We start from the raw sequence: 25432 nt of genomic DNA, 5'->3' as shown, positions 1-25432 counted from the left end.
GCGTACGTGTCGATCATGCCCGCGTCAGTCGTCGGTGAATGCGCCTGCAACCGCCGCGCCGGCTCGGATGAAGACCGGGATACGATCGATCGGCGCACCGCAGCGGTGGACGCTGCCACCAATCATTGCCGCACCGGTCCAGCCGTCGATCCAGCTGCCGGCGGGCAGGTAGACGTCACGCTCGCGCAGCCCGGCGGCCAGGATCGGCGCGACGAGCAGGTCGGGACCGAACATATACTGGTCGTCGATCTGCCAGCAGCGCGGATCGCCGGGATAGTCGAAGAACATCGGCCGCATCAGCGGATCGCCGTGTTCGTGCGCTGCGGTCATCAGCGTCGCGACATAGGGCCGCAGCCGTTCGCGCAACGCGGCGTACCGCCGCAGAATGCCATAGGCGTCCTCGCCGAAGCTCCACAGTTCGTTGCCCGCGCCGGTATCGCATTGCGCGACACCGTCGCGAAACGGCTCGGCGGGCGGCGTGATCGGATCGCGATGGCCATGCATGCGCAGCACCGGCGTGAACACCGCCCACTCGAACCAACGGACCATCAGCTCGCGGAATGCCGGATCATCGACATGACCGCCATGGAAGCCGCCGATGTCGGTCGTCCACCAAGCTATGCCCGCCATGCCGATGTTGAGCCCCGCGCTCAACTGGTTGCGCATCGCCTCGAACGAGCTGTGGATATCGCCCGACCAGACCAGCGCTCCGTAGCGCTGACTCCCCGCCCAGGCGCAGCGGATCAGGCTGACGATCTCGGTTTCACCCTCATCGCGCAGACCGTCGTGGAACGCCTGCGCATAATGCAGCGGATAGGCGTTGCCGATCTCCAGCACATCGCCGGCATGGTAGCGGTAATTGTCGAAATCATAGGCGCTGTATTCTGGTTCCGCCTCGTCGAGCCAGAACAGCTTCACGCCGAGGTCTCGGTAGTTGCGCTTCGCCCGATCCCACAGCAGCGCACGCGCGCCCGGATGCGTCGTATCGATGAACCGCGTGTTGCCGAGAAATTCCTGCTGGATATCGATGCCGCGATTGGCACGCACCAGATACCCCTTCTCCGCCATCTCGGCGTAATTCTCGGACCGCGGATCGACGGTCGGCCAGATCGACACGAGCAATTGCGTGCCCATCGCCTGCAATTCGGCGGTCATCGCGGCGGGATCGGGCCATTCGCGCGGATCGAAACGCCAGTCACCCTGGACCGGCCAGTGAAAGAAATCGGCGACGATCACGGCCAGCGGAATGCCGCGGCGATGATAGTCGCGCGCCACCTCGAGCAGTTCGTCCTGCGTGCGATAGCGCAGCTTGCTCTGCCACAGACCAAGCGCATAGTCGGGCATCATCGGCACGGTGCCGGTGACGCGGGCATAATTGCGCAGGATCGCAGCCGGCGTGGCGGCGGCCGTGATCCAATAATCGATTTCGCGGGCGGCGTGCGCCTTCCAGCACGCGCCATTGGTGGCAAAACTGACCTCGCCCACCGCAGGGATGTTCCACAGAAAACCATAGCCGTGGCTCGACACGACGAACGGCACGCTGGCCTGCGAATTGCGCTGCGCGAGCTCCAGTACGCAGCCGGCAAGATCGAGGTTGGGCTGCTGATACTGCCCCATCCCGAACAGCCGCTCACCCGGCTTTGCCTCGAACCGGACGGTAATCTGTGAAGCATCGCCGCGCAGCGGTTTGAATTCACGACCGGCGATCCCGAGTGCACTGATCCTGCGTACTTCCTGCGCGCCGACCGTCCAGAATTTGGTCACGGTATCGCGCTGCCGCCACTTTTCCTCGAGCAACACGCGCCCGTCGACACCCAAAAAGCGGACCCGCCCTTGAAGGTCGACTTCCGCGGTGATTTCGCCGTTCACGATCCGCGCGACGGCACCATCACGGCTGACGACCGGAGCGACCGGAGCGACGGCGAGCAGCGCGCCCGCCGAAGCTTCGCGCGGCGGGCGATTGGACGCCCGCAGACGCAAGCCATGAGGCCCATAGGCCTCGATCCTCAGCCAGTCGCCATTGTACGACCAGCCGATCGCGCACGGTTCCAGAACAAGCGTATCCAAGCGTCCATCCCCTCAAAGCGGATGCTATCGCACCTCACCGTAAACGTTTCCGGTCTTTTTACGTAGCTGGAGCGAACTGTCAATCCGCTTGCGTTGCCCTCCCGGTGCAGCGATCAGGAACGATGGACATTCGCGATCTCGCCAGTCACCTGGGCCTCTCGATCGGAACAGTGTCACGCGCGCTGAACGACCGTAAGGACGTCAGCGCCACGACCCGTCAGCGGGTGATCGAGGCCGCGACCGAGCTGGGTTACACGCCCAATCAATCGGGCCGAACGCTGCGTATCGGGCGGACCGGCACGGTGGGTTTCATGCTGACATTGGAGCATGACAGCGCCGTTCATGGCGATCCGTTCTTCATGGCGCTGCTGGAGGGCGTGCAAGGTGGCCTCGCCGAGCACGGCCTCGACCTGATCGTACTGCTGGCCCACAAGGGCGAGGACGGCCTCACTTTCCTGCGCCGACACGTGGCGCGGGGGACGGTCGATGCCTGGCTGCTCTCCGCAACCCGATATGAAGACGAGCGGATCGATTTTCTGCTCGACCGCAAGATACCCTTTGTCACGTTGGGTCGCTCGTCCACAACCCGCCCGTTTGCATGGATCGATCTCGACTTCGAAAGCGTCGTCGCCCGTGCCGTGGCCATGTTGGCCAAGGCAGGACATCGCCGCATCGGCTTGGTCGCGCCCCCCCTGCTGATCAACAACAGTCGTATCGTCGCCGATTGCTACCGCCAGGCGTTGGCGACCGCCGGCATCGCGTTCGATCCCGCGCTCGTCCATCACGGTGACACCGACGAAAATGACGGTGAGGCTACCGCGCGCCAGCTGATGCTGCTCCAGGACCGGCCGTCCGCCTTGCTGTTGATGGGCGAAACTGCGCCGGTGGGGGCGTATCGTGCTCTGCGTGGCATGGGGCTGGAGCCGGGCATCGACATTGCCGTCATTGGATTGCGTGACAATCCGACCGTCCGCGTCCTCTCGCCCGCGCTCACATGTTTCACGTTGGCGCTGGACGAGCTCGGCCTTGCGCTGGCACATGGCATCTTCGATACGATAGCATCTCGCGCCAATGACGACGCGTCATGTGTTCAGCGACGATGGCCCATGCAGATGCGTATCGGCGACAGCCATTTGTGCGAAGGCGCGCCAATAAATCAGGCTGATGGAACGCTGGAATCGTTCTTACCGGGTTGAAATAATCAGGCGCTGTTGCACGATGGGATGCCCCATAAGCAAATTTTCACGGGCCGTCTCGCCTATCGCACTCCGTGTGCGATAGGCGAGACGGTTTGAACCGCTCCGGGTCTGCCGGAGGCCTTGGGTTGTGAGTCATGCTGCCATATCGATGTTGTCCGCGGCAGCATAATATTGATCTTCGGCTTCGGCAGGCGGGATGTTGCCGATGGGCAAACATTCGGGCTCGGTATCGGCGACCCGCTGCCGCTAGTCACTAGCCCGTTTTGAGCTATCGCTTTGCGAAAACCAAGCTTCACCCAGCTCCAAGGGCAAATAGAATGGGACCCAAAAATCGACATTCATTGCACCCTCACAGCTCCCCAAAACCGGACGCCTGTTCATTTTTGACTAACGGCCGGTTTAAGGGAGGCTGTCTGCTTTGAAGGGTCACCGATGGTGGATAACGGGCGGTCCGCTTTCAGCATTCAACGGTGGTAAGCAGACGTAGAAAGGGCTGGTTTTCAGAACATGCCTAGCTTCGCCCGAAAGACAATCCGCAACGCGCTTTGCGAGCGAGGCGTAGCTCGAATCCGCCCGCCACTGCGGATGCTCGCGATAGGCTTCCCCGCTGGGCTGGTGATGTGCCTCACCAAGATGTGGTAGATCTCCTCCCAGGGTTCGACGGCTTCTCGGACGGCGGTTTGAAGCCGCGTCCCTCGTGTTGATTTGGCCGATTGATAAGGCGATAGCGAACGACTGGATCGAGCGCCAAACGCTGACGTTCTCCGACTGGATCTTACGCGATCGTCTTCGGCTTTGACCCAGTGATTGGCGAGCCGACGCCAGCATCGAGAATGGTCGGCAAGTAGCGCCTAGCTATCGCGTTTCTGGTCGTTGGCATCCGCGCTGCTTACTCGCCCTGCACTAACAATTGGTGCAATTGAGCCAGTAGTGCCCGCCAACGAGGTTGGTGTTGCCCGCTCCCGCGATACCGTAGCCGCATTGGCGGGCGTAAATACCCGACTGCTCGCGCACGCTGGCGAAGTTGCCGGTCTGGCGGCTGAAGTCGAGGTTGCCGGCAATGCTACCGGGACTGATGGACAGGCCCAAGCTGCGATACCGTTCGACATAAGTCGAGCGGTCCGGTTCGTTAATGATCGCGAGCGAACCCGCTTGGACGTCGACCCGGTTGCCGATCACCTGTATGTCGCGCAATTCCACGGCGTCGGGGGCGGCGATCGAAACGGCGCTGCCGGCGAGGCGAGGTCGGCGCGACAGGTTGACCGATCAGACCACCAGCTTTCTCAGCCTTTCCACTTCTACCGCAATATTTGCCGGCGGATCGACTTCCGGCATGTAAGCGTAGGCACGAAGCATCGTCTCGATCGGTGACAAGCCGCTTTCGCCCTCGCGCCATTCAAACGTCTGCAACCAGTTCATTGCCTCCACGGCCAAGCCACCCGCGAGCCATCGCCGCGACATCGATTGACGCATATAAGTTCTAGCCTTCTTACGGACCGGCGACTTCGGATCGTGCAGTTGCGCAGGGTCTGCGGCCAGCATCTGGCCAATCCGGTGTCCGGCATCCTTTGGACGCCGGTTGCCCCCAGGATCGGGCAGATCGCCCAACGCCTGGATCTGCGGCCATGCTGACAGAGGCATGATCTCATGCTCGCCCATCACGCCTTGCACGGCCGGAACGGCCATCGGCTGTGAGAACATGTGATCAACCTGAACCCGATCGACCGCTCCGGTGTCCAGCCAATGATTGTGGAGCAGTACCAGATTGGGTGCTATGAACGCTCTCGGCCTATCGGGGTGATCAATCTGATGCTGCCGCCCCCGCTTCAGATAGTCTTCCTCAGGCACGATCTCGATCCAGCCCCGCCATTGTTCGGCGTCCAGACTATATTGGGCAAGATGATCGGTTGCGCGGCGAGCGGCAACGATCAAGTCGTGGTCTGAACCGGCAATGATCCCCTCGACGACCATGGCGTGACCCATTCTCGCCCAGTTCCATACCATGCGAGGCTGCCCATCCGACTGGCGATTCAAATCGTCAACCTGAGTGATAACGCTCCTAAGCCCATGCTCCCTCTCGCCGAGAAGGCGCTGACTGGCAGACGGATCAAAGTTTATTATCGACACTGATCATTTGTTCCTAGGAAATTTAGTGGGCCTAATAGATATGCGACCTTCATCACGAGCCTGTCCGTTTACGTAAACTTGCAAAGCGGAGTTTCTTGCGCCTGTACCATCACCCACAGTGCGACCAAAGAAATTCCCAGACCTCAAATTTTCCAGTGCGGCGGCCTTAATAGTATCAGGCAAGCCACTGCTCCTGATTTCCCTCGAAGCAAGATCAATCGCGTTACCTTGAGCGGACGAGTCTGTGGCGAAGGTCGGAGTATCTTGAATGGTCGTCTTGGGAACGCCGCTAGCAGAGTTCCGAACCTTGTTATCCCAAAGATATACATTGCCCCTAGCATCCACCGAGACGACGTCGGCACCATGCGTGCCCGCGCTGTTCGCATAGCTGACGACATATTGATCCGGCAATGCCTGGACGGCCTGACCCAGCCGGACTTCGCCTTCATATCCCGCCTGATGCTCGGGACGGGCAGATTGATAGCCAGCACCAGCTTTAGGCTCGGCCAATGCTGGCTTGTTTGTAAATACGGTTCTTCCGCCGATAGTTTCGGTACGAAATTCTCCCGGCGCGAGTGGCGCAACACGGTTGCGCTCTGCGATGACCGCCGTGATTGCCGCGTCTTCAGCCGCAGATGCGGCGCCGACGATCTTATCCTGCACCCCCTGTGCATACGCTGTCGAACCAATGCCTGCGGCGATGTTCAGGACCTGTGCGCCTCTACTCTGAGGCAGCAGATTCAGAAGAGTCTGAATATCTTCGATCTGATCCAGCCTGTCAGACGAGAAATCGCTAACTGCATACCCAACCGGGCCAAGGACCTGCTTGAGCCCAGCCTTAAGCGTATCCGCAGCGGACGTCTTGCCGGAGGAGAAATTGCTTAGTAGCTCGGCCTTCTGTAAGTCCGACAGTGTCAGTTCTTGGACGAATGTAGTGACACTAGTCCGGACGTAAAGCCGCCTATCTGCGCCGAGCTGATCAAGCGTGCCGCCCTGCTCTAGATATGATTTAAGTCCAGCAGCACCGCCAGCAAAGGCGACATCGCCGGCGCCAGCCTTCTTCAAAGCTCCGTCTATGTTGACCTGCCGTTGTGCTTCGGCCTCGCTACCATAGGTCTTGATCAGAAGATCGTATCGATCCTCCAGGCTTCCTAATAGCACGCGCTCGACGTTCGTAAGTTTCGACTTCTCGTGAAGCCGTGCGATCTCCTCCCGGGTCTGCGCAACTGTTAACCCACCTGTATCCGCGGTTGGGATGATGACCTTACCAATCTTGAGGTCGTTGTTTTCGGTCTCGATCTGAGCCGCGACGTTTGCGGAGTTAAGGTCGACTCCAGCCCCAGCAGCAATTCCTGAAACCATCGTTGTCACAAGATTCTTCCGAGCTTCTTGGTCCTCCAAGGCACGAGCAGAACCGGTTGAAGTCTTGGGGTCTAGAAACTCGGTCAGGACGTAGTTGAGGACGACGCTAGAGCCCGCCCCCACGGCGGCACCAGTGCAACTGCTTGTTCCGCCAACTCCAGCTCCCGCGCAGGCCGTTACGGCTTGTAGTGCCGCGCGTACTCCTTCGCTTGCCCCAGTCGGGCGCCCGTTGACGTCGATCAAGGTGTCCGCAATCGTCTTGACTTGCGATACGGTCAAACTCTGAACCGTGTTCACCGCAGCGTTCTGGATCAGGCCCGATAAACTGCCGGTGACGTTCGCGCCGGCCGCTCCGTTGATCGCCGTCGCTACAATCCTAACAGCGCTGCCCGCACCGAAAGATTGGCGCAATGCTGACGCTTCATCCACATATCGCTGCGAGAGGGGGTTCAGTGCGATCAAGCGGCCTTGATCATCGCGCGCGGGGGAGCCGTCTGGATCGCGAACGACGCCTTCGGCTATTGCTTTACTCTCGGCCTGTTGCTGTTCCCTTGCCCGATTGGCGAAGAAGGTGCCGGTCTGGTTTGCGAGCTGCGTTGCGGCGGCGAAGCCCAACGCGATCTCCTCGCGTTTGTTCGCGTCGTATTGCTGGGTCAATGCACCGGCATTGGCGCCTGTCGTGTCACGCCCGATCGTCGCTGCCATGGCGCGGCTGGCGGTGTCGCCGGAGGTGATATCGATCGTGCCCACCGCTATCGCCGAATAGGTGGTGCCGGACTGCTTGCCCGATGCCCCCAACGCGACTGGTGGCGTCGCGCTGATCGTGCCGATCCCCGTGCGAATGCCCGGCAAGGCGCTTCCCGGTGTACCGGGCGCCTTCGCCTCGCCGTTCGCGTTCTTGCCGACGCCGCCGATGCCGCCACCGATGGTGAGCGAGCTCGCTTTGTATTGTTCGCGGTTGGCCAGATCGCTGGCGGTCAGCGTGCCCGTCGTGAGCCGATTCTGTGCCGCTGCCGCGTCGCTCGCGATCACGCCGCCGACAAGGTTGGTGTTCCCGGCCACGGTGATGCCGTGGCCACCTTGCCCCGCATAGATGCCCGACTGTTCGCGCACGCTGGCGAAGTCACCGGTCTGGCGGCCAGAGGTCAGGTTGCCCGCGACGGTGCCGGGACTGACCGACAGCCCCAGACTACGCTGACGCTCGGCGTAGGTTGCACGGTCCTGCTCGCTGACGATCGCGAGCGAACCCACGTTCACGTCGACACGGTTGCCGATCACCTGCGCGCCGCGCAGCGTGAGCGCGTCGGGTGTCGCGATCGAGACCGCGTTGCCGGCGCTGAGGACGCTTTCCACGTGGCGCACGTCGGTGCCGCTCGCGCTCCCCTTGCCTGCATTGAACGACGCGTTCGGGGTGACGCCACCGGACAGGCCGAGCTGGACGCCGACCGAGAAACCGGAGGACTTGTTCTGTTGCTCAAGCGTGTCGGTCTCGGAGCCTGACGTGAGCGTGATCGCACGCGGCGCGGTCAGCGACAGGTTGCGCGCCGCGGTGACCTCACTGCCCTGCAGCGCGATCGTCGAGGCTGCACCGGCGCCGCGTGCCGCGATCGCCACGTCGTTGCCGGCGATCCGGCTCGCGACATTGGTTTCGTCGCGCGTGTTCGAGGTCGCCTTGCTGCTCGACACGCCGAAGCTGACGCCGACCGCCGCGAGATTGGTGACGCCGCCCTTGAGCGCATCCGCTGCGTTGTAGGCGGCCAGTCCGCCTGCGAGTCCGGCCACCGCGCTGGTCCGCGCGTTCGTATTGGCGTTGCCAAGGATGCGGCCGGAGTCGCGCACGCCCTGCAACCCGCTGAGCACGGGGCTCTGCGCGCCGACGCTGATGCCTATGCTCGACGACTTGTTGAGCGTGTCGGTGGTCGTCACGTCGGTCGCATTGCGGATCGCGACGCTCTCGCCCGTCAGTCGGGTCAGACCGGTGCCGGTCACCTGGCTGCCGGTCACGGTCAGCGCGCGACCGGCGTCGAGCGTAACGTCGCCCGCGGTCGATCCGATCAGCGAGCCGGTGTTGGTGATGCTGGTTGTGTTCACGTCGTTGCGGTTCTTGGAGACGCCGAGGAACAGCCCGCCGCCACCGATCGACAGTCCGCTCTTCTTGACGCGCGTCGACTGCGCCTCAGTATCGGTCGCGGTCAGCGTGCCGACATCGATCGCACCACCCGCGGCGATCGATACGCCGTTGTCCGCGACCACGTTGGAACCGACGATCCGCGTGTCGCCGGTGCTGCGCAGCGCGACCGTGTCGCCCGACAGCGTCGAGGCGACGACGCTCTGATCGGTGCCGTTATAGGCCGTGGTGGTCTTGGTCGACGACAGGAAGCCGCCGGAGGTCTTCTGCGTGTCGCGCTGCAACTGGGTGCTGTCGATCACACCGGTCACGCCGATGCTCCCCGCGTCGACGGCAAGCGCGCGGCCTGCGGTGACCGTGCCGCCGTTCACCGCGAGCGCGCCTGGCGTCGCCAAGGTGACGTTGCCGCCCGCGCGCAGATCCGACAGGACATTGCTGCGTTCGGTCTGGGTTTGCGTGAACAGCGTCTTGCCTTCGCGGCCGACCGCAAACGATGTGCCACTGTCGGTCGCGCTACCGATCGCTATGGTCTGGCCGGCAGAGGCGGCCAGATTGCCGCCCGCCGCGACGCTCGCGCCGGTGACCGACAGCGTACGTCCCGCGAGCAGATCGAGGTTCCCGGTCGCCGCGATATCGCTGCCGCGGTTGGTGGTCGTCGTCGTCAACGAGACCTGCTGGTCCGAACGCCCGGCATAATAGCGCGTTGCGACGGTGCGCGTCGTCGTGACCGGGACGAGCGTCAGATCGCGGCCCGCCGCCAGCGTCAGGTCGCCACCGGTTATCGCACCACCCCGATCGATCAGGTCGCCGATCGCCGAGACGATACCGCGGTTGCCTAGATCGAGCCGACCGCTGTTGACGATCGTGCCGCCGACCAGCGTGCCACTGGCGCTAGCACGGATGACGCCCGCATTGGTCAGCGAGTCCGATGCGCGCAACTGGATATCGCGCCCGGCGATGATCGCGCCGCCGCTGGTGAGATCGCCGGCCGCCGCCTTGGTCAGGTATACGCGCGGCGCGAGCACCGTCTGCGGCCCCGACGGGGTCTGCACGGTGGTTTCCACGAGCAGCACGATGTCGCTGGTCAGCGTCGCCATCTGCGTCGGCGACAGGGACACGCCGAGCGCTAGATTGTATGTCTTTGCGAAGGTGGCGCCCGCATCGAGCAGCGAGCGATACTGGCCTTGGTTGTCGCCATAGCCGACCAGTCGCTGCGCGCCGACCAGCGCGACGAGCTGGTTCGCGATTAGTTGCTGCTCATAAAGCCCGTCGCCGAGCCGGCGCTGCACGCGCGACGGATCATAGCCGAGCTTGTCGAGGAAATAGTCGCTCGACAGGAAGGTGTCGTAGTTGTTGAACCGGGGATCCGCCTGGACCAGCACCTGCGAACTCGCCCCCGCGAACTGGAACAGTCCGCCCAGATCCAGCGTCGCGCTACCGGCCCCACCGCTCGCGCGATCGGTCGGTGGTTTCACCGCGAACCCGAAGGTCGGATCGATTGCGGTGCCGGCGATCACGCCGGGCGCACTGCCGGGTCCGACGACCGCGCCCGGGGTCACGGCTGCGACGGCGCCACCGGCCGTGACGGCGCCGGGCCCCGCGCTCGCGGCGAAGATGTCGGCGGTGCTGCCGTCCGAGGTCAGGACGAGGTTGTCGATCGTGACGGCATCGATCGTCAGCGTGCCCCCCGCGGTGATCGTCGAGGGGGTCGTGAAAGTCGCCTGCGCATCGACGGTATTGAGCGGCGTCGTCGTTCGCGTCCGCCAATCGCCGCACCCGATCAAGAAGGGGCAGCTGCGCGTCTGGCCTAGGATCACGCCGTCCTGCTTGGTGGTGTAGTACCCAGTGAACGCGGTGTTGGTCACGGCCGCGGCGCCGACCCCGAGGTTTCCTGCAGCGCTGATCGTGGACAGGCGGTTGGTGACGCTGTCGGCATCAATCGTGACGTTGGTGCCGATGATCCGCGCTTGCCCGCTGTCGGCAAGGATTTTCGTGTCGGTAATCGTCTCCAGATACTGGGTTATGGTCCTGTTGCGCCGATTGCGGTTGTCGATCGTCCGGACGTCCTGACTGGAGACGAGCGCCTCTTCGGTGGTAAACACGCTACGATCGTTAAGCAGACGGGTCGCGGCGATCACGATGTCGCCTTGTGCCTGAATGTCGGAGGAGAGGTTCTGCAACGAGCCCGCACGCCCGGTGCCACCGATACCGGTAACGACTAGATTGCCGAGGCTGTAGAGCAGTGCGCCATCGCGGTTGACGATATCGCCGCCGCTCGAAAGCGACAGGAGTCCGCCCCGGGTGGCGATCACCGCGCTGTCGCCCGCGTTGACGATGCCGCCCGTACCGGACAGCGCGACGCTGTCGCCGAAGATCGCGCCGCCATTGGCGATCTGTGCGGCGGTCGCCGACACAGCCCCGCCGTTTAGGAGCCCCTGGTTCTCGAACGTCGTGCCCGCAGTCAGCGTCAGCGTCGGCGCGACGATCGTGCCGCTGGCCTGGTTGGCGATCGATCCCCCCGTCGCGATGCCAATCGCAGTACCGCCCTGCACCGTTCCCGCGTTGGTGAAGCTGCCCCCGATGTTCAGCGTCAGCGCGCCCGGCGTCGCGATCGTCTCGCCGGCAGCGTTGGTCAGATCGCCTGCTATTCCAAGCGCCAGCGCGGTCGGTGCGACGAGCCGACCGAACGTGCCGCCGCCCGAGTTGATGTCGAGCAGTCGGCCGCCGGCGAGCGTGCCAGCGCCAGCCCCGCTACCGCCGTCGAGTGCGCCAGCCTTGACGGTCAGGTCGCGTGCGGCGGCGATGCTGCCGCGGTTGGCGAGCGTCCCCGCTGCAGTCACCCGCGCATCGCGGTCCGCCCAGATCTGTCCTCCGGTCGCGTTTGCCAGGCTTGCTATCGACAGCGTCAAATCGCCGCCTGCCGCAAGCGTACCCGCGCCATTGTCGACGCTCGTCGCCGTCACGACGACCGATCCGTCGCCGCCGAGCGTGCCGCGATCGTTGGCCAGCGTGTTGACGGTAAAGGTCGCGCCATTGACGCCGGACGCCAGCAAGCCGTTGCGATTATCCAGCGTGCTCGCGGTCACGTCGAGCGTGCCGCCCGCCACGACGCGGGCGCCGGTCGTGGTCAGCGAGTCCGCCGCGATCGTCGTCGCGCCGGTCGACTGGATCAGCCCGCCACTGCCCGTAAGGATCGCGCGCGCGGCGGTCAGCTTGAGTTTCGCCGCATCGAGCGTGCCTCCCGCCAGCGCGATGTCCCCGTCGCGCGCGCCGACCGTCAGCATCCCGCCCGCCGTCAGTCGCGACCCGCTGGCAAGGTTGAGCGAACTCGCGGTGACGGTGCCATCGGTGGTGGCGCCGACCAGGACCGAACCGCTGATCGCATCGCGGACGTCGAGCGTCAGCGTTCCCGTCGAACCGGTCGCGACCAGCGTGCCGCCGTCGAGCGCGGTAAGACGCGCGTCCAGCGGGCCGGCGGCTTCGATTGATCCTCCGGCGTTGCGGGTCGCACCGGCCCGAAGCGTCAGGCCGCTGCCCGCCGCGATCAAGCCATTCTCGTTTGCCAGATCGCTGTCGATCGTCAGCCCGGCCCCGCCCGCGGAGGTGAGCGTTCCACTGGTGTTGGCGAACGTGCCGGCGATCAGCGACAGCGCACCATTGGTCGCGATCCGACCGTTGCTATTATCGATCGGGCCGGTTCCGGTCAGTGCGAGCGTGCCGGTGCCGAGATGAAGGATAGCAGAGCCGCGGTTGTCGATCATCGCCGCGCGCACCGTCAGATTCTGTCCGCGGCCGACGATATCGGCGGTGTGGCTCAGCGTGCCCGTCGCGGTCAGCGTCAGGTCGCCGCCATTCTCGATCGTCGCGCCGCTGCCGAATGCAAGGTCACCCGCCGTCGCGTCGAGCGCGAGCGCACCAAGCGCAGTGATCCGGCTATCGGTGAACACCAGCGTCGTGGCACCGATCGCGACATCGCCGTTGCTGCCGAGGCGTGACCCGGAATCCGTCAAAGCGCCCCAGCTCGCCAGCGTCAGTGCGCCCGCCCCGAGCGCGGTCAGGCTGGCGCGATCAAGCGCGACCGATCCGGCCGAGACGCCGAGCGCGCCCCCTGCTTCGACCGTGCCGCCACGCGAGGTAAATGCTCCTGCATTTATGTCGATAGCGCCGTCGGACGCGACCAGACCGTCCTGCGCGAAAAGGCCCGCAGCCTTAACGCTCGTGCCGCCCTTGCCCGAAATCGTGCCGATGTTTGCCAGATTGGCCGCGGTCAGGTCGACGCGACCCGCGCTCGCGATCAGGCCGGCGTTCGTCATCGTACCGACCGTGTCGGCGATTACGCTCCCACCGCTGACCTGGCCACCGCTGCCGATCGTGACCGAGCCTGCGCGCACGGTCAGTGCACTGCCGCCCTGCAAGCCGCCTTCGACAACGCCGAGCGCGCGGACATTGGCCGTCATCGCACCGCCGCCCGCGACCAGGCCCTTGCCGGTGATCGTAAAATCGCCGTCGACATTGAGATCGAGCGCCTTGCTCGCCGTGATGCTGCCCGCCACACCGTCGATGCCGAGCGCGCCAGCCCTGACAGACACATCGCCATTGCCGCCGATCTGCCCACCGCTGCCACTGATCACGCCGGTGAAGCCCAGCGTCAGTGTATCGCTGCCGAGCGCCAGAACCGCGCCACGATCGTTCGCCAGGCTGCTGCCGGTGAGTGCCAGCGCTCCGCCGGACTGGATCACGCCGCCGATATTGCCGACCGCGCCCGCCTGCGCGTCGAGCGCCGTCCGCGCATCGATCGTGCCGCCGCTATTGTCGAGCGTCGCGGTACGCAGCGTCAGCGTCCCGCCGCTCGCGAGCCCGTGGTTGACGATGGTGCCCGCCGTCAACGACACAACGTCGCGCGCCAGCACTCGCCCCGTCAGCGCCGCCGTGCCGCCGACATCGAGGCGCAACGTGCCAGTCTGCGTGACACGTCCGTCACGGGTCAGGCCGGCGGCGAGCGTGCCACCGCTGCTAAGCGCGCCGGTCGTGACCGTGAGGTCGCCACCACTGCCGATCAGGCCGTTGCCCGCCAGGCTCGCGCCTTTCAACGTCGTCGTGCCTTCGCCGTAGATCTGGCCGGCGACGTCGAGCGCACCGGCGGTCTCGATCGCGACCGCCGTCTTCGCCGTGATCGCGCCGGGCACCGATATCCTGCCGTCGAACGACAGCGTCACGCCCTGTTCGAGCCCGGCGAGATCGCCGGCGACGTTGACGCCGAGCCCGCGCTCGGTGCCGATCAGCTTGATCGAGCGCGCATACATCCCGCCGAGCGCCGCCACGTCGAGCGCGAAGGCGGGCTGGTTCGGCTGTGCGGCGGTCCGCTGCCCGACGACGACGATGTCGCCGTCGCGCGTGATGTCGCCCGCGCCGACGCTGGCGGTCACGGTATCCGCATACAGGCCGGCGTTGATCGAGACGGCGCGCGCGAAGAGGTCGAGCCGCGCGTTCGTCGCGTCGAGCCCGCTGCCGGACACCTCGATCGTGCCGGTCGCCGTCCGGAATCCGCTGAGCGCGCCGGCTCCGTCGACCAGGGGTTGTGCGGCCGCCAGCGTCACGCGCGGCGCGTTGACGAAGCCGCAACCGTTGCACGCGATGCCGTAGGGATTGGCGAGCACCAGGTCGGCGGTCTTGCCGGCGACCTCGATATAGCCGCGCAGGCTAGACGGATTGGCCGCCACCACCTCGTTGACGATCAGCGACGCCCCGCCCGATGCCTTCAGCTGCGCGTTGCCGTCGATATAGCCGGCGAGCCGGCTCTGGACGATCTTGTCGCTGTTGTTGAGCACCACGCCGCGCGCATCGACGTTGAACGCCTGGTAGCGGTTGTAGCTCGTCCCTCTGGCGTCCGGCGTCGCGATTTTGACCACCGGCACGCCGTTCGCGCCGTAATCGAGATGCGTCGGGCCACCGGGGACCGGGACGACAGGATTAGGCGCACCGCCGTCCTGGCCGCGCGCCGGCACCGTTGCGACCAGCAACAGTGCGGCGAGCCCGGCGCCGCCGCCTAGCGGAGACAGCGCGCTGGCCGAACGCATCCGGCGACGCAGCACGGCGAAGGTCAGCTTGGTCATGCTCAAAATCCTACACCGGCGGAAAGGCCGAACCGAACGCGGTTGCGATTGGGGATCTGGCGCCCGAACACCGGACGCGCCCCGAAGACGTCGACGAAGAACGGCCCACGCCGCGCCCTCAGCCCGAGGCCGGCGCCGCCGCGCGCGCCGGTCCCCTTGCGGACCTCACCTATGTCGAACAGGACATACGGACGGAACCCATCGGTGATCCTGCCACCCAGCTCCTGGCGGAGGTAGAAGCCGTCACGCCCCAGTTCCGCCGTGTCGGTATCCAAGCCGCGGATCGTGTAGGGGCCGCCGATCTGGATGAGGTCCGAGCCGAACAGATTCCGGTCGCTGACCTGCCCGTGAAACTCCGCACGGTACCCGGCGATGAAGCCCTGCCCCAAGGGCACGAACAGTCCGAAGTCGGCGCTGACGATCCGGTAGCGTGCGCTCGGCAGCGCATCGGGCCGATCGTCCGGCTGCTTCTGCGCCCCGAGGATCCCGAGACCGAACCGGACGCCCACCGACCCGTCGAAGCGCGCAGCGCCGAACGTGCGCCGGTCGATCAGCCGCACTTCGAGATCGGTGAGATCCTGCCGCTGGATGCCGATCTCGACGTCGTTGATAAAGTTGCGCCCCCATCGCCGGGCCAACCCGACGCTGATCGCGTCCTTGGTCGTCTGGTCGCGGTAGAAGACCCGCTCGGCACCGATCGCGACCCGGTCGAGCGTGCCACGTGTCCCGAAGCTGCTGACTTCACCGTTGACGGTCTGGCTGTAGCGATTGGCGGAGCCGCTCGCGTTGAACGTCCACCACCCGGCCGGCACCGAGATCGAGCCGCCGACGCCGCGGCTGTCGGCGGGCACGCCCGGCGAATCCGTCCGCCGGTTGTAATAGGCGCTGATGACCTCCGAAAAGCCCAGCTGCCCGAGTTCGGCAATCTGCGCCGAGCCCTGATAGCGACCGACCCGCTCGCCGGCGAAGTTGTTGATCGACAGCGACCCCGCGATCGGCCGCGTCTGGTCTACCGCGACGTCGAGAACCGACTGGCCCGGCGCATCCCCCGGCACGATGTCGACCGCGACGGCTCGACCGGGAACGCTGCGCATCTGCTCCAGCCCCTGTTCGAGCGCACGCAGATCGAGCAGGTCGCCGCGTCCGACCGGCGTCGCACGGCCCCATGCCTTGGTTCTGCCTGTCTTGTTGACCCGGATATCCTCGACGACGCCTGGCACCACGACGATGCGCAGCGTGCCGCTGGCCAGATCCTGTTCGGGCAGGCCCGCGCGCGTCGTCACCAGACCACGCTCGATGAACGCGCCCTGCAGGCTGCGGATGATGTAATCGAGACCAGCCGTCCCGACGCACCGCCCGCGATACTGCGCGGCGAACCCTGGCACCCAGCGCAGCTTTGCGCGTCCGGCATTCTCGACGACGATATCGCGCACCGTGAAGCAGCTGGCCTCCACCGGGAAAGGCCCCAGCGGCGCTGGCGCAGCCCGCTCGATCGTCGCGACCGGCGCTGCCTCCCGCGCCGCCCGTTCAGCCGCCTGCTGCTGCGCGCGGATACGGGCCTGTTCCTGATCGGCGGGCGATGAAACCTGTGCCGTCGCGGCGGTGGATAGCAAAACGATGCCGGTGAATGCAGCGCCCAATTTGGCGGGCCAAGCACAAGATCCGCCCGTCGTCCGCCTGGCCGATCCTGTATTCATTTACGCCCCGCCTACTATTTCAACGATCGTTACATTCGATTGTCGTAAATTTACAAGATCATTGTTGACCTGAAGCAGAATCTTTTGGTCGCAGATAGTTAACAAAATTCTATCCAAGGGCAGCGAGCGCTAAAACTGCAGTCAAAATGAACTATTCTGTCGTTCATTTGCCACGCCGGAATATCCCATCGCTCCGCAGGAGCGCGGTAAATTATCCTCCGGGGCTGGCGGAACGCTTACGTCGGAAAGCTCACCTATGCCTCCGTCGCTCGCCATCAGGGTACGGTCGCAAACTCCGAAAGGACCCACAAGTGGACGTTCAGGCGCCCTGCCCCGCCTCCCAACTTCGGACGCTGGTTCATCCTTGGGAACGACCGATTTTGAAGCCCAGCTATCCGCTCGCGAATGTCGTGATGAGGCAGGATTGCAGACGGTCCGCTTTGAGCGATGCAAACGTCGATAGCTGAGATTGCGCGGCATTGCGTCGTTGTCGAAAAGGATTGGAAAAAGAGAAAAGGCCAGCGTTCTCGCAACCCGTCCAGCTTCGTATTTCGAGAACCATAACGCCTGCGCCTGTCCACCTCGATCACCCATTGACGTTGTCGGTGGGGCAGGGCTGATGGTCACGTGAGCATCGGTCCCATGTCCCTCATCCTCGGCCTGTTCGAGGCACAGATGCTGGTGCTGGCGGCTGCCATCATCGGGCGGGGCGGGATGACGCGACGCTCTCTCGGAGCGTTGCTGATCGTCCTGTGCGGCGTGCTGACGCCGTTCACTATCGGCTATGCAGGGTTCTACGATCGATGGCCGTGGCTTTCGTTCGCGCCGTTCGCCGTTCCTCTGGCGATCGGGCCATTGCTCTACGTCCACCTGAACGGCCTGATCTTCGATCGCCCGATACCCCGTTGGCACGCCGCGTTACCGGTGGCCCAGTTCGCTTATCAGGCTGTCGCTTTCTGCATGCCGCTCGATCTGCGCGGCGCGTTCGACCGGCAGGTGCAACGCCCCTGGCTTGATCCAATCCTGGCGGCGCTGCTGCTCGCGTCAATGGTCGGATATGCCGTCGCAGCCCTGCGTGCGCTGCGCCGGCATCGATGCTGGCTCGTGGCGCGCCGATCCAACCTCGCCGCGGCAAGGCGCGTGCGGGCCGTGCTGATCGCCTATGCCGCGATTGTGACGGTGCGGACGGGATACCTGATCGCTGATGCGTTAATCGCGCCGCTCTCTTACTTCGATATGTTCGGTTTCTACGTCGTGCTGGCAGTCGTCGGCAATTACATGGCGATCGAGGGCTGGCGGCAGGCGGACGCCCGACCGCACCCGATCGTGGAACCGATCGAGCGCGACTGGCGGCCGATCGCGGCCGCGTGGATGGACCGGATCGAAGCGCATGGATGGTGGCGCGATCCGGACCTCGATCTTGCCGAGCTGTCCCGCAGGCTGGGGACCAACACCGCCTATCTGTCCCGCGGCCTCAACGAGGGGCTGGGGCTGGGGTTCGCCGAAGCGATCAACGGGCTGCGCGTCGAGCATGTCGCCGCCCGCCTGCGGGACGGCACCGATGGCGATATCCTGACGCTCGCGATCGATGCCGGCTTCGGATCGAAGGCGACCTTCAACCGCGTCTTCAAGGAGCGGTTCGGCGTCACGCCTTCGACCTATCGTCGCGTCTCAACCGTCAAAAATGACGCGGAACGCCCGGATTTGCAGCGCAACACCTGACCGGCATCGGCATAGGCTCGGGGCACATCCGCTCGGAGCAAGACCATGATACATCTCGATCGTCGGCACCTTCTGACGCGAGCGTCGGGCTTCGTCGCAACCGCCTTTCTGCCCGCTCCCGCCAAGGCGAACGATACGCTGCTGTCACCCGTGGCGATGCGATCAGATATCGCCATCCTGTGCGACGCCTATGCCAGCTTGCATCCCGGCCTCTATCGCTATCTGACCCCGGCGAACTTCCAGCGCCAGCGCCAGCGCCTCGATCGCTTCGCCGCGACGCCCCATACGCTGGGAGACTTCTACCTTGCGCTGTCGTCGTTTACCGCAAGCGTCCGGTGCGGTCACAGCTTTCCTAATCCCGCCAACCAGAATCCGGCCGTCGCGTCGGCGCTGTTCGGCAAGCCCGATCGCTTACCGTTCGCCTTCAGATGGCTGGACCGGCGCATGATCGTCACTGCCGATCTCGGCAGCGGGCATCATCTGCCGATCGGAAGCGAGGTCGTCGCGATCGACGGTATCAGCGCACGCGACATGCTGGCGAAGATGCTCTTTTATGCCCGCACCGACGGCAGCAACGATGCGCGCAAGGTGGCCGACCTCGGCATACCCGGCGATGCCGATGAGCCGACATTCGACGTGCTGCGGGCGCTGCTGTTCCCATCGCCCGGCCCCTCGGCCCGTGTCGTGGTGAGGGTCGCCGGCAGAGCCGAGACGATCGCTTGCCCCTTAATGACGGCCGCAGCGCGCGACGCGGCGTTGCGCCATCCCTTGAAGGGTTCCCCCTATGGCTGGACGTTCGAGCTGCGCGGCGAAGTCGGCATCCTGACCATGCCGACCTGGGCGGTCTTCCATGAAAAATGGGATTGGCAGGGCTTCATCGACGCCAGTCTGGACACCGCGGTCGATCGCCAACTCTCGGGCATCGTCATCGACGTGCGTGACAATGGGGGAGGACTCGATTGCGGAGCGGCAATCATCGCTCGCCTGATCGAAGCGCCGCTGCCCGCCGACATCTATTCCCGCCATGTACGCTATCGCAAGATACCCGACCGGCTTGCCCCCTACCTCAAAACTTGGGATCGCAGCTTCAAGGACTGGGGAGCGTCGGCAATCGGTCCTGACGCGGCCGGCTTTTACACTCTGACCCGTCCCGGCGACGCGGCCGACATCGACACTATTCAGCCCAAGGGTCGCCGGTTCGCCGGCAAGGTCGCCGTTCTCGTCGGCCCGAAGAACGCTTCGGCTACCTTCGGCTTCGCAGGCCTCATACAGCGCCAGCGGCTGGGAACGCTGGTTGGCGAGCAGACCGGCGGCAACCGCCGTGGCATTAACGGCGGAGCCTTTTTCTTCGTCAGGTTGCCGGCATCAGGCGTCGAGGTCGATCTGCCTCTGATCGCATATTGGCCTGAGACGCCGCAACCGGATGCTGGAATCATGCCCGACATCACCGTGTCGGCCTGGACTGCCGATATTCAAGCCGAACGGGATACCGCGTTAATGCGGGCGGTCGTCGTGGTAAGTTGAACGATCAGCCTTCCCGATGGTGAAGCGGGAAAACGTCCGCCGGCCCATTAACGGGCTGGCGGCTGCATAAGCTCTATCGTGATATGATCGGGGCCTGAAACGTAGGCCACCAACGTTCCCTTCCTTGGCCCACCCGCGATCGGCAACGGACTACCTTTCGCCTTCCATCCTGCTGCCTCGACGCGGGCAATAGCGGCATGGATATCGTTTACGGCCAGAGCCAGGTGGGCCGCACCGATCGCCCCCGCGCTGTTGGGCACCGCACCGTTCTGGTGCCCTTTTGAATATTGCAACAGTTCGACCACATAGCCGTCCGGTGCCCTGACGATCGCCGTTTTGACATTAGGGTTATCGACACCGGTCACCTGATGCAGGAAATCGCCCCCCATCTCCGATTGCCGCTCAAGTGTGAAACCGAGCGCTTCCGTCCAGAAGCGAACGGCTTCATCTAAAGACGAGACGGCGAAGCCTGTATGGTCCACGGCAATAACGTTTGCGGGGTCTGTCATTTACGTCACTCTTACTTGGCCGTGCTTGCGATGTTAGGGCCTGCGCCGGCTTCAACTGACACCAACAGCATGGCGGACATGATCTTCATGGTGACGCTTTAACGCTTGAGCTTCGTCTCGAGAAGGAACCCGTATTGCGAATGCGTCCGCGACAATCACATCGATGGAAGCCCTGCGGCCCGTTTTCTCAAAATCCGTTCCCGATTGCTCTTTCCTGAAATTGCAGAAAGAAGATGGAGTTATGGGAATGTTTCAGCATTCCCAGACAGCGGGGTGTTGGGAGGGCCTCACGACCCACAAGCGGACATTCGTGCCCCCTTCCCCGCTCCCCAACTTCAGACATTTGTTCATCCCCGCGCTGACTGCGCTTTGTGCATGATCGTCCGTCATGGATGTCGTGAATGGGAAGGATTGCGGACCGTCCGCTATCGGGAAGGCAGATGGCGTTAGCGGACGTCTCTGACGCAGCCGCCCGTTCCCGAAAAGGATCGTCTGACCGAAGCATCTTGCCGATGAACCGACCGTGTGAGACGCTGCCAGTTCTGAAATCCAGAGGCTAGATATGAAGCACGCTAGAACCCGCTACCTGCCGCTCGTCATAGTCCCCGCGATCATGCCGGCGGTGCTTATGCCGGTATTGGTGAGCCAGCATGTGCCGGACAATCTGATTGGCGGGGCAATGGGCGTTTCAATCGGCTTGGCGATTGTCGGCCTCGTTCGGATGAAAAAAGGCGGAGGTCGCTGCGCTACGACTAGCTGATCGTACCGAGGAGTTCGGCTTATCTGATCGCAATTCCCGTTTCTCGATCGCATTTCGGGAACGCGGGCGTCAAATTTCGTTCGCCTCGGTAGACAGGACCGCCCGAATTTTAGTGAGGGCCAACAGCCATGTTTCCGAAGCGATAACAGTCTCTATTATCGCCCACCATTTTAACGTCCGTCACCCGCTCGGCCCGGTCGGTCGTCACCAACAATGTGCAGGGATGTTGGTCATCGGTAGCTTTCCACGTGTATCTGTTTCCTTCTGTAAAGGGCTCTTTATAATCGGGTTGGCCGTAGCGCTGCTCTAGGCTTGCTAGCGGTTTTCCCTTCAAAGATAAGTTACGGGCCATATTGCCGGCCAAACATCCGGTCAGGCCTAAGGAACATGCCGCCACAATTATTACACGATTCATAAATCGCCTCCGATAGAATCAACCGCGTCTATTCATCTCAAAACGTTTTCAGCATCCGCCAAGCGAACATCGTGCATCTGATTTAGGTATGCTTCATAGTAGCCCTTGTGCGACGCGCCGACGATGGCGAGCATCCGCGTGCCTGGGTAACGCCCCAGCACGTCACGAATGTTTGCAACCATGCGAAGATTCCGCGTTTCCCAATAACCGACATAGTTTCGGCCGAATTGCTGCGGTGATGGCTCAACGAGCGCGGCACCAAAATCTGCGTGGAAGGCGAGCATTGGCAAGGTCGGAGCGTTTAGCGCACGGTACATCGTCAATACGCCGTCTGGCTTGGCCAGCCCCGCATCAAGCCGGGCATCATCGATTTGCCGTTCGTGGGCAGAGGGGTTGTTCCACGCTTTGGCAATCGCGTCACCGTACGCCTTCCGCTCAGCCGGATCGGGACCATCTGCAGTATCGGCCGAATGATCGTCTACACTCCAAACGCGTTCCAGCCCCAAGCGCGCAGCTAGTGCGGCGCCGATCAAGGTGGACTCGTTCCGCCCGTTGCCGAACTTCGTCAGCGCGGCGACCAGATCATCGTTCAGACCATCGCCAGCGTGACGCTCTGCCTGTGTCAGCCGCAACCACTGGACCAGCGCAGAGTTGCGCTCTCCAGCTGCCATGAAGATGGCGGCGAGATGCCGACGATCGGTCGCCTTCGGCGCGGCCGGCCAAGCGGCAAGAAGCCGTTCCGCTTCTGCGTTGGCGGCAGGTACATCCAATCCCGTCGCCTGGCCTGCTGCTGTCGGATCGGCACAATAAGTCTGCACGGTTTCCGCATAACGGGAGGGGTAGCGACGAAGGGCATCACATTGGAGGCCGGACATATCCTCCGTCGCAATAGCGGTCGGGTGCCATGCCGCCAGTCGATCGAGCAACGGAACAAGCATAGGGGGCTTGAAGTCCTGCGACGCGCCAGACAGATGGGTCGAGCCTAAGACTAGCACGTCGTTAGGATGACCCGCAGGCGGCACTTTCAATGTTTCGGGCCGAAATACGGGTTGGTAGCTCTGCCGTTGCGCGGGTGAGATAGCGGTCAGAAACGCAATGCCAACGGCCAAAACAATACGCATACGACCTCCGAAACCGGTATGTCGGCCGGTGTATTGAGCACCTACGACCGAGCCATTCTCTCAAATCCATCATACTTATGCCAGATGGTGATATGCCGTCGTAATACACCGATACGCAGGTGTCTAGCTGGATCGCGGAAGAACCGTGGCCGCCTTTTTCGCAAGGCACCGCCAGCGAGACGGCGAGGGCTTTCCCGAGAGGATGCTCAATCGGGCATCACTGCTTGGCAGCGGTCGCCGCATCCGGTGATAGGATGCTGTCATGATCGTTGTCGTCGAAGGTATCAGCGCGAGCGGTAAAAGCACCTGGTGCGCCCGGCATGGCGGCTCGCATGTCGTTCCAGAGAACGGCAAAATTGCCGGAGCGCCCGATCGTGTCGCCGATCCAACAGGCGCGGCTGCATTTTGGGCGGAGCGCAACATCGATCGATGGCAGGCGGCCTTGGCCGTGGAGCGTGCGACAGGCCATGCCCTGTGCGACACCGACCCTCTCAAGCTGCATTATGTCTGGTGCCTATGGCGGATCGGTGAGGCGTCCGAACGCGACTGGTCGCTCGAGCTCGCCGCAACCCGCCAAACGATCGCCGATGGCCGGATCGGCTTCGCTGACCGCTATCTCGTCGCAGATACCGATGTGGAGACGGCACGGCGACAGGCGATGACAGACGCTAGGCGGCGCAGGCGCAATTTTGATCTTCATGCGCGGCTGCGTCCCGCACTACTCGAATGGTACACGGTGCTCGACGTGGTGTTGCCCGGCCGCGTCCAGTTCAGTCTGCCGGCTAATCTGCCTGTCGGGAGGGCGGCCGGGCAACGCCATGACCTTGCAGCCTTCGATGCGATGATCGCAGGCCTGGCACAGTCAAAATAATCCACGCTGCCGTATTTTGGGTCGGCTTTCCCGATTGGGAACCCATAGCGGGACCGCCGGCCCGACGATCGCTCCAAAAGCCGTTCAAGGCATCCGCTTTCCCAAAATCTGTTCCCGATTGCTCTTTCCCGAAACAGCGCTTCGGAGATGGGAAAACGGGGATGGTCCCCCCTTAACGAATGGCCGCTTTCGGGCTCGCGAATTGACGACGTGAACGGCGACAATTGGGCGGAAGCGGAAGGGCAGCTAAACTCTTCGGAAGCAAAGAATGCAGACGGGGATCGGAGATAGCGCGATCAATGCGAACACGATTGACCCGCCCACGTCTTCCCCAAGTTCAAAACCAAAGAACGCAAACGTAAACCATAGCATTGCTATGATGACGAGCGTGTAGCAGGTCGCCGCTAGCCGAGCCGAAATGTCTGCTTTGCCGGTCATCTTCGCGACGATACCGGATGAATGACCGTCCGCAATAGGGAGCAGCATAATTCCCTCTAAACGTCCGCGATTGGGCGGACACGCCCTGCCCTCCGGCTTCCAGCCAGATCCATAGCCGGACATTCGCGTCCTTCCCCGTTTACCAAATTCGGGCATGCATTAATGCCCGCGATAACCGTTGTAGAGGGCTGATTTGCCATTGCCGCATGACAGCGCTGACTGCCGGGTGAGCCCCGCGGCTAGAGGTAGGTTTGTTCTCTCGACAGACCGAAGGACGCGAGTACCTCCTGGTCGCGTTGCGTCATCCGCTCTTTCGCCTCACCGTCGACGGTGCTTTTTCCCCTGGGCCAGTTTTTCAGGAAACGAGAAAGCAGCGCCTGCATCGTCAGATAATAACCATGCGAGATCGCGGCATAATTGGTATGGTGGAAGTCCAGCTGATCGACATCGCTCTCACGTCCGAGGGCTTGGGATTGTGCCGCAGCGGGAGGATCGACGATCTCCAAGTAAGAGCTCATCTGAAACCGGAACTGATCGGCGTCGGTGACAAAGCACATGAACTCCTCTCCGTACCGCCCGCAGGAATAGGCGATCGTCAAATCGCCTCGCTTGAATTCCTCCTGATAGTTCGACGATTTCACGCGTTTGAACCCGCCAGCCTGCAACTCCGGAACAAGGCGATCGATCGCCGACCCAGCCGGCTCGATCACTTGCCGCCCGCCGCCGTCTTGCCGACCTTCGCAATCTTACTGGAGATCGGTTCGTATTCATAAGCCTTGTCGATCAAACATTGGAACTTGCGGTCGAACCCGGTCAGCTTGGCGGTCATCGCTATCGCCCATAGGTTACGCATCGTCCTCTCCTCGGCGGAACTGAGCGCGCCGTACGCAAACAGATATGTTAGCGCTATGCCGTGCAGTGGAAGCGACGCCAGCGTAAGGATCAACGGTTGCTTACCGGGTGATACCAGTCATGCCAACATTTGCCGCCACTTACTGCCGCACCGATCGGAGGCGTTAAGACTCACAATGGGATCGTGGGCGAAGGCACCTGCCCACAGCTTCCGGCAGACCCACAAGGTGTTGTTGCCCCCTAAAGGCCTGACAGGGCCTCGCAGGTTTGCGCGATGAACTCGCGGGGTGATCGATAGCGCAAAGCGCGGTGCGGATGCACCTCGTTATAATGGGCGAACCAGCCGGGCAGTTGGTCGATGACACTCTGCGCATCTGGCTAGGGGTTCACGCGGACATAATCGCGCTTGAGGGTGCGAACGAACGCCTCAGCCATGCCATTCGATTGAGGACTGCTGACTGGGGTCGTGCGCGGGATCAGTCCAATGCCCCGGGCGAACGCCCGTGTGTTGCGAGCGGTGTAGCAGC

General features: G+C 63.3%; 13 protein-coding genes and 1 pseudogene. 4 read left to right on the top strand and 10 right to left on the bottom strand.

Going from position 1 to position 25432, the window contains the following annotated elements; all coding sequences use genetic code 11:
* Positions 1-24: 24 nt before the first annotated feature.
* A complete protein-coding gene (locus EQZ23_RS00070) occupies positions 25-2067 on the bottom strand; it encodes a TIM-barrel domain-containing protein (RefSeq protein WP_128452485.1) in 2043 nt (680 codons plus the stop codon).
* Between the two features lie 122 nt (positions 2068-2189).
* Here EQZ23_RS00070 and EQZ23_RS00065 point away from each other — a divergent pair, with 122 nt between their 5' ends.
* On the top strand, positions 2190-3263 hold the full coding sequence (locus EQZ23_RS00065; RefSeq protein WP_128452484.1) for a substrate-binding domain-containing protein: 1074 nt from the start codon (positions 2190-2192) through the stop codon (positions 3261-3263).
* A gap of 906 nt (positions 3264-4169) precedes the next feature.
* Here the strand turns inward: EQZ23_RS00065 and EQZ23_RS00060 are convergent.
* The 4 genes from EQZ23_RS00060 to EQZ23_RS00045 form a co-directional block, all read right to left on the bottom strand.
* Positions 4170-4466 carry a hypothetical protein gene (locus EQZ23_RS00060; RefSeq protein WP_164913339.1) on the bottom strand — a complete coding sequence of 99 codons (297 nt, stop codon included), beginning with the start codon at positions 4464-4466 and terminating at the stop codon, positions 4170-4172.
* A 66-nt stretch (positions 4467-4532) separates the two neighbouring features.
* Complete coding sequence (locus EQZ23_RS00055) at positions 4533-5249, bottom strand: hypothetical protein (RefSeq protein ID WP_128452482.1); 717 nt, start codon at positions 5247-5249, stop codon at positions 4533-4535.
* Between the two features lie 147 nt (positions 5250-5396).
* Entirely contained in the window at positions 5397-14996 is a 9600-nt protein-coding gene (locus EQZ23_RS00050; protein WP_128452481.1) for a hemagglutinin repeat-containing protein, read from the bottom strand.
* Positions 14997-14998: 2 nt separating this feature from the next.
* Positions 14999-16609 carry a ShlB/FhaC/HecB family hemolysin secretion/activation protein gene (locus EQZ23_RS00045; protein ID WP_164913337.1) on the bottom strand — a complete coding sequence of 537 codons (1611 nt, stop codon included), beginning with the start codon at positions 16607-16609 and terminating at the stop codon, positions 14999-15001.
* Between the two features lie 726 nt (positions 16610-17335).
* Between EQZ23_RS00045 and EQZ23_RS00040 the strand changes: the two genes are divergently transcribed.
* Positions 17336-18415: a helix-turn-helix domain-containing protein gene (locus tag EQZ23_RS00040; RefSeq protein WP_128452479.1), complete on the top strand. Its 1080-nt coding sequence runs from the start codon at positions 17336-17338 to the stop codon at positions 18413-18415.
* A gap of 156 nt (positions 18416-18571) precedes the next feature.
* A complete protein-coding gene (locus EQZ23_RS00035; RefSeq protein ID WP_240663314.1) occupies positions 18572-19939 on the top strand; it encodes a S41 family peptidase in 1368 nt (455 codons plus the stop codon).
* A 47-nt stretch (positions 19940-19986) separates the two neighbouring features.
* Here EQZ23_RS00035 and EQZ23_RS00030 read toward each other — a convergent pair whose 3' ends face one another.
* Together EQZ23_RS00030 and EQZ23_RS00025 are read right to left on the bottom strand one after the other, a co-directional pair.
* Positions 19987-20448, bottom strand: a complete 462-nt coding sequence (locus EQZ23_RS00030; RefSeq protein WP_128452477.1) for a VOC family protein — start codon at positions 20446-20448, stop codon at positions 19987-19989.
* Between the two features lie 1207 nt (positions 20449-21655).
* A complete protein-coding gene (locus EQZ23_RS00025) occupies positions 21656-22744 on the bottom strand; it encodes a DUF5694 domain-containing protein (protein ID WP_164913334.1) in 1089 nt (362 codons plus the stop codon).
* A gap of 262 nt (positions 22745-23006) precedes the next feature.
* Between EQZ23_RS00025 and EQZ23_RS00020 the strand changes: the two genes are divergently transcribed.
* The gene (locus EQZ23_RS00020; protein ID WP_128452476.1) at positions 23007-23615 is read left to right on the top strand and encodes a hypothetical protein; all 609 of its coding nucleotides are present in this window, start codon (positions 23007-23009) and stop codon (positions 23613-23615) included.
* Positions 23616-24292: 677 nt separating this feature from the next.
* Here EQZ23_RS00020 and EQZ23_RS00015 read toward each other — a convergent pair.
* From EQZ23_RS00015 to EQZ23_RS20120, 3 genes and pseudogenes are all read right to left on the bottom strand, one after another.
* Positions 24293-24763, bottom strand: coding sequence for a hypothetical protein (locus EQZ23_RS00015; protein WP_128452475.1), 471 nt, complete (start codon positions 24761-24763; stop codon positions 24293-24295).
* Positions 24760-24906: a hypothetical protein gene (locus tag EQZ23_RS19670; RefSeq protein WP_164913333.1), complete on the bottom strand. Its 147-nt coding sequence runs from the start codon at positions 24904-24906 to the stop codon at positions 24760-24762. Before EQZ23_RS19670 ends, EQZ23_RS00015 begins: the two co-directional genes overlap by 4 nt.
* A 239-nt stretch (positions 24907-25145) precedes the next feature.
* Positions 25146-25432 (bottom strand): annotated as a pseudogene (locus tag EQZ23_RS20120) (integrase core domain-containing protein); the annotation flags it as partial.

This window comes from Sphingomonas sp. UV9 (assembly GCF_004101245.1).
Taxonomy (GTDB): Bacteria; Pseudomonadota; Alphaproteobacteria; order Sphingomonadales; family Sphingomonadaceae; genus Sphingomonas.
This window is presented reverse-complemented; position numbering and strand designations above follow the sequence as displayed.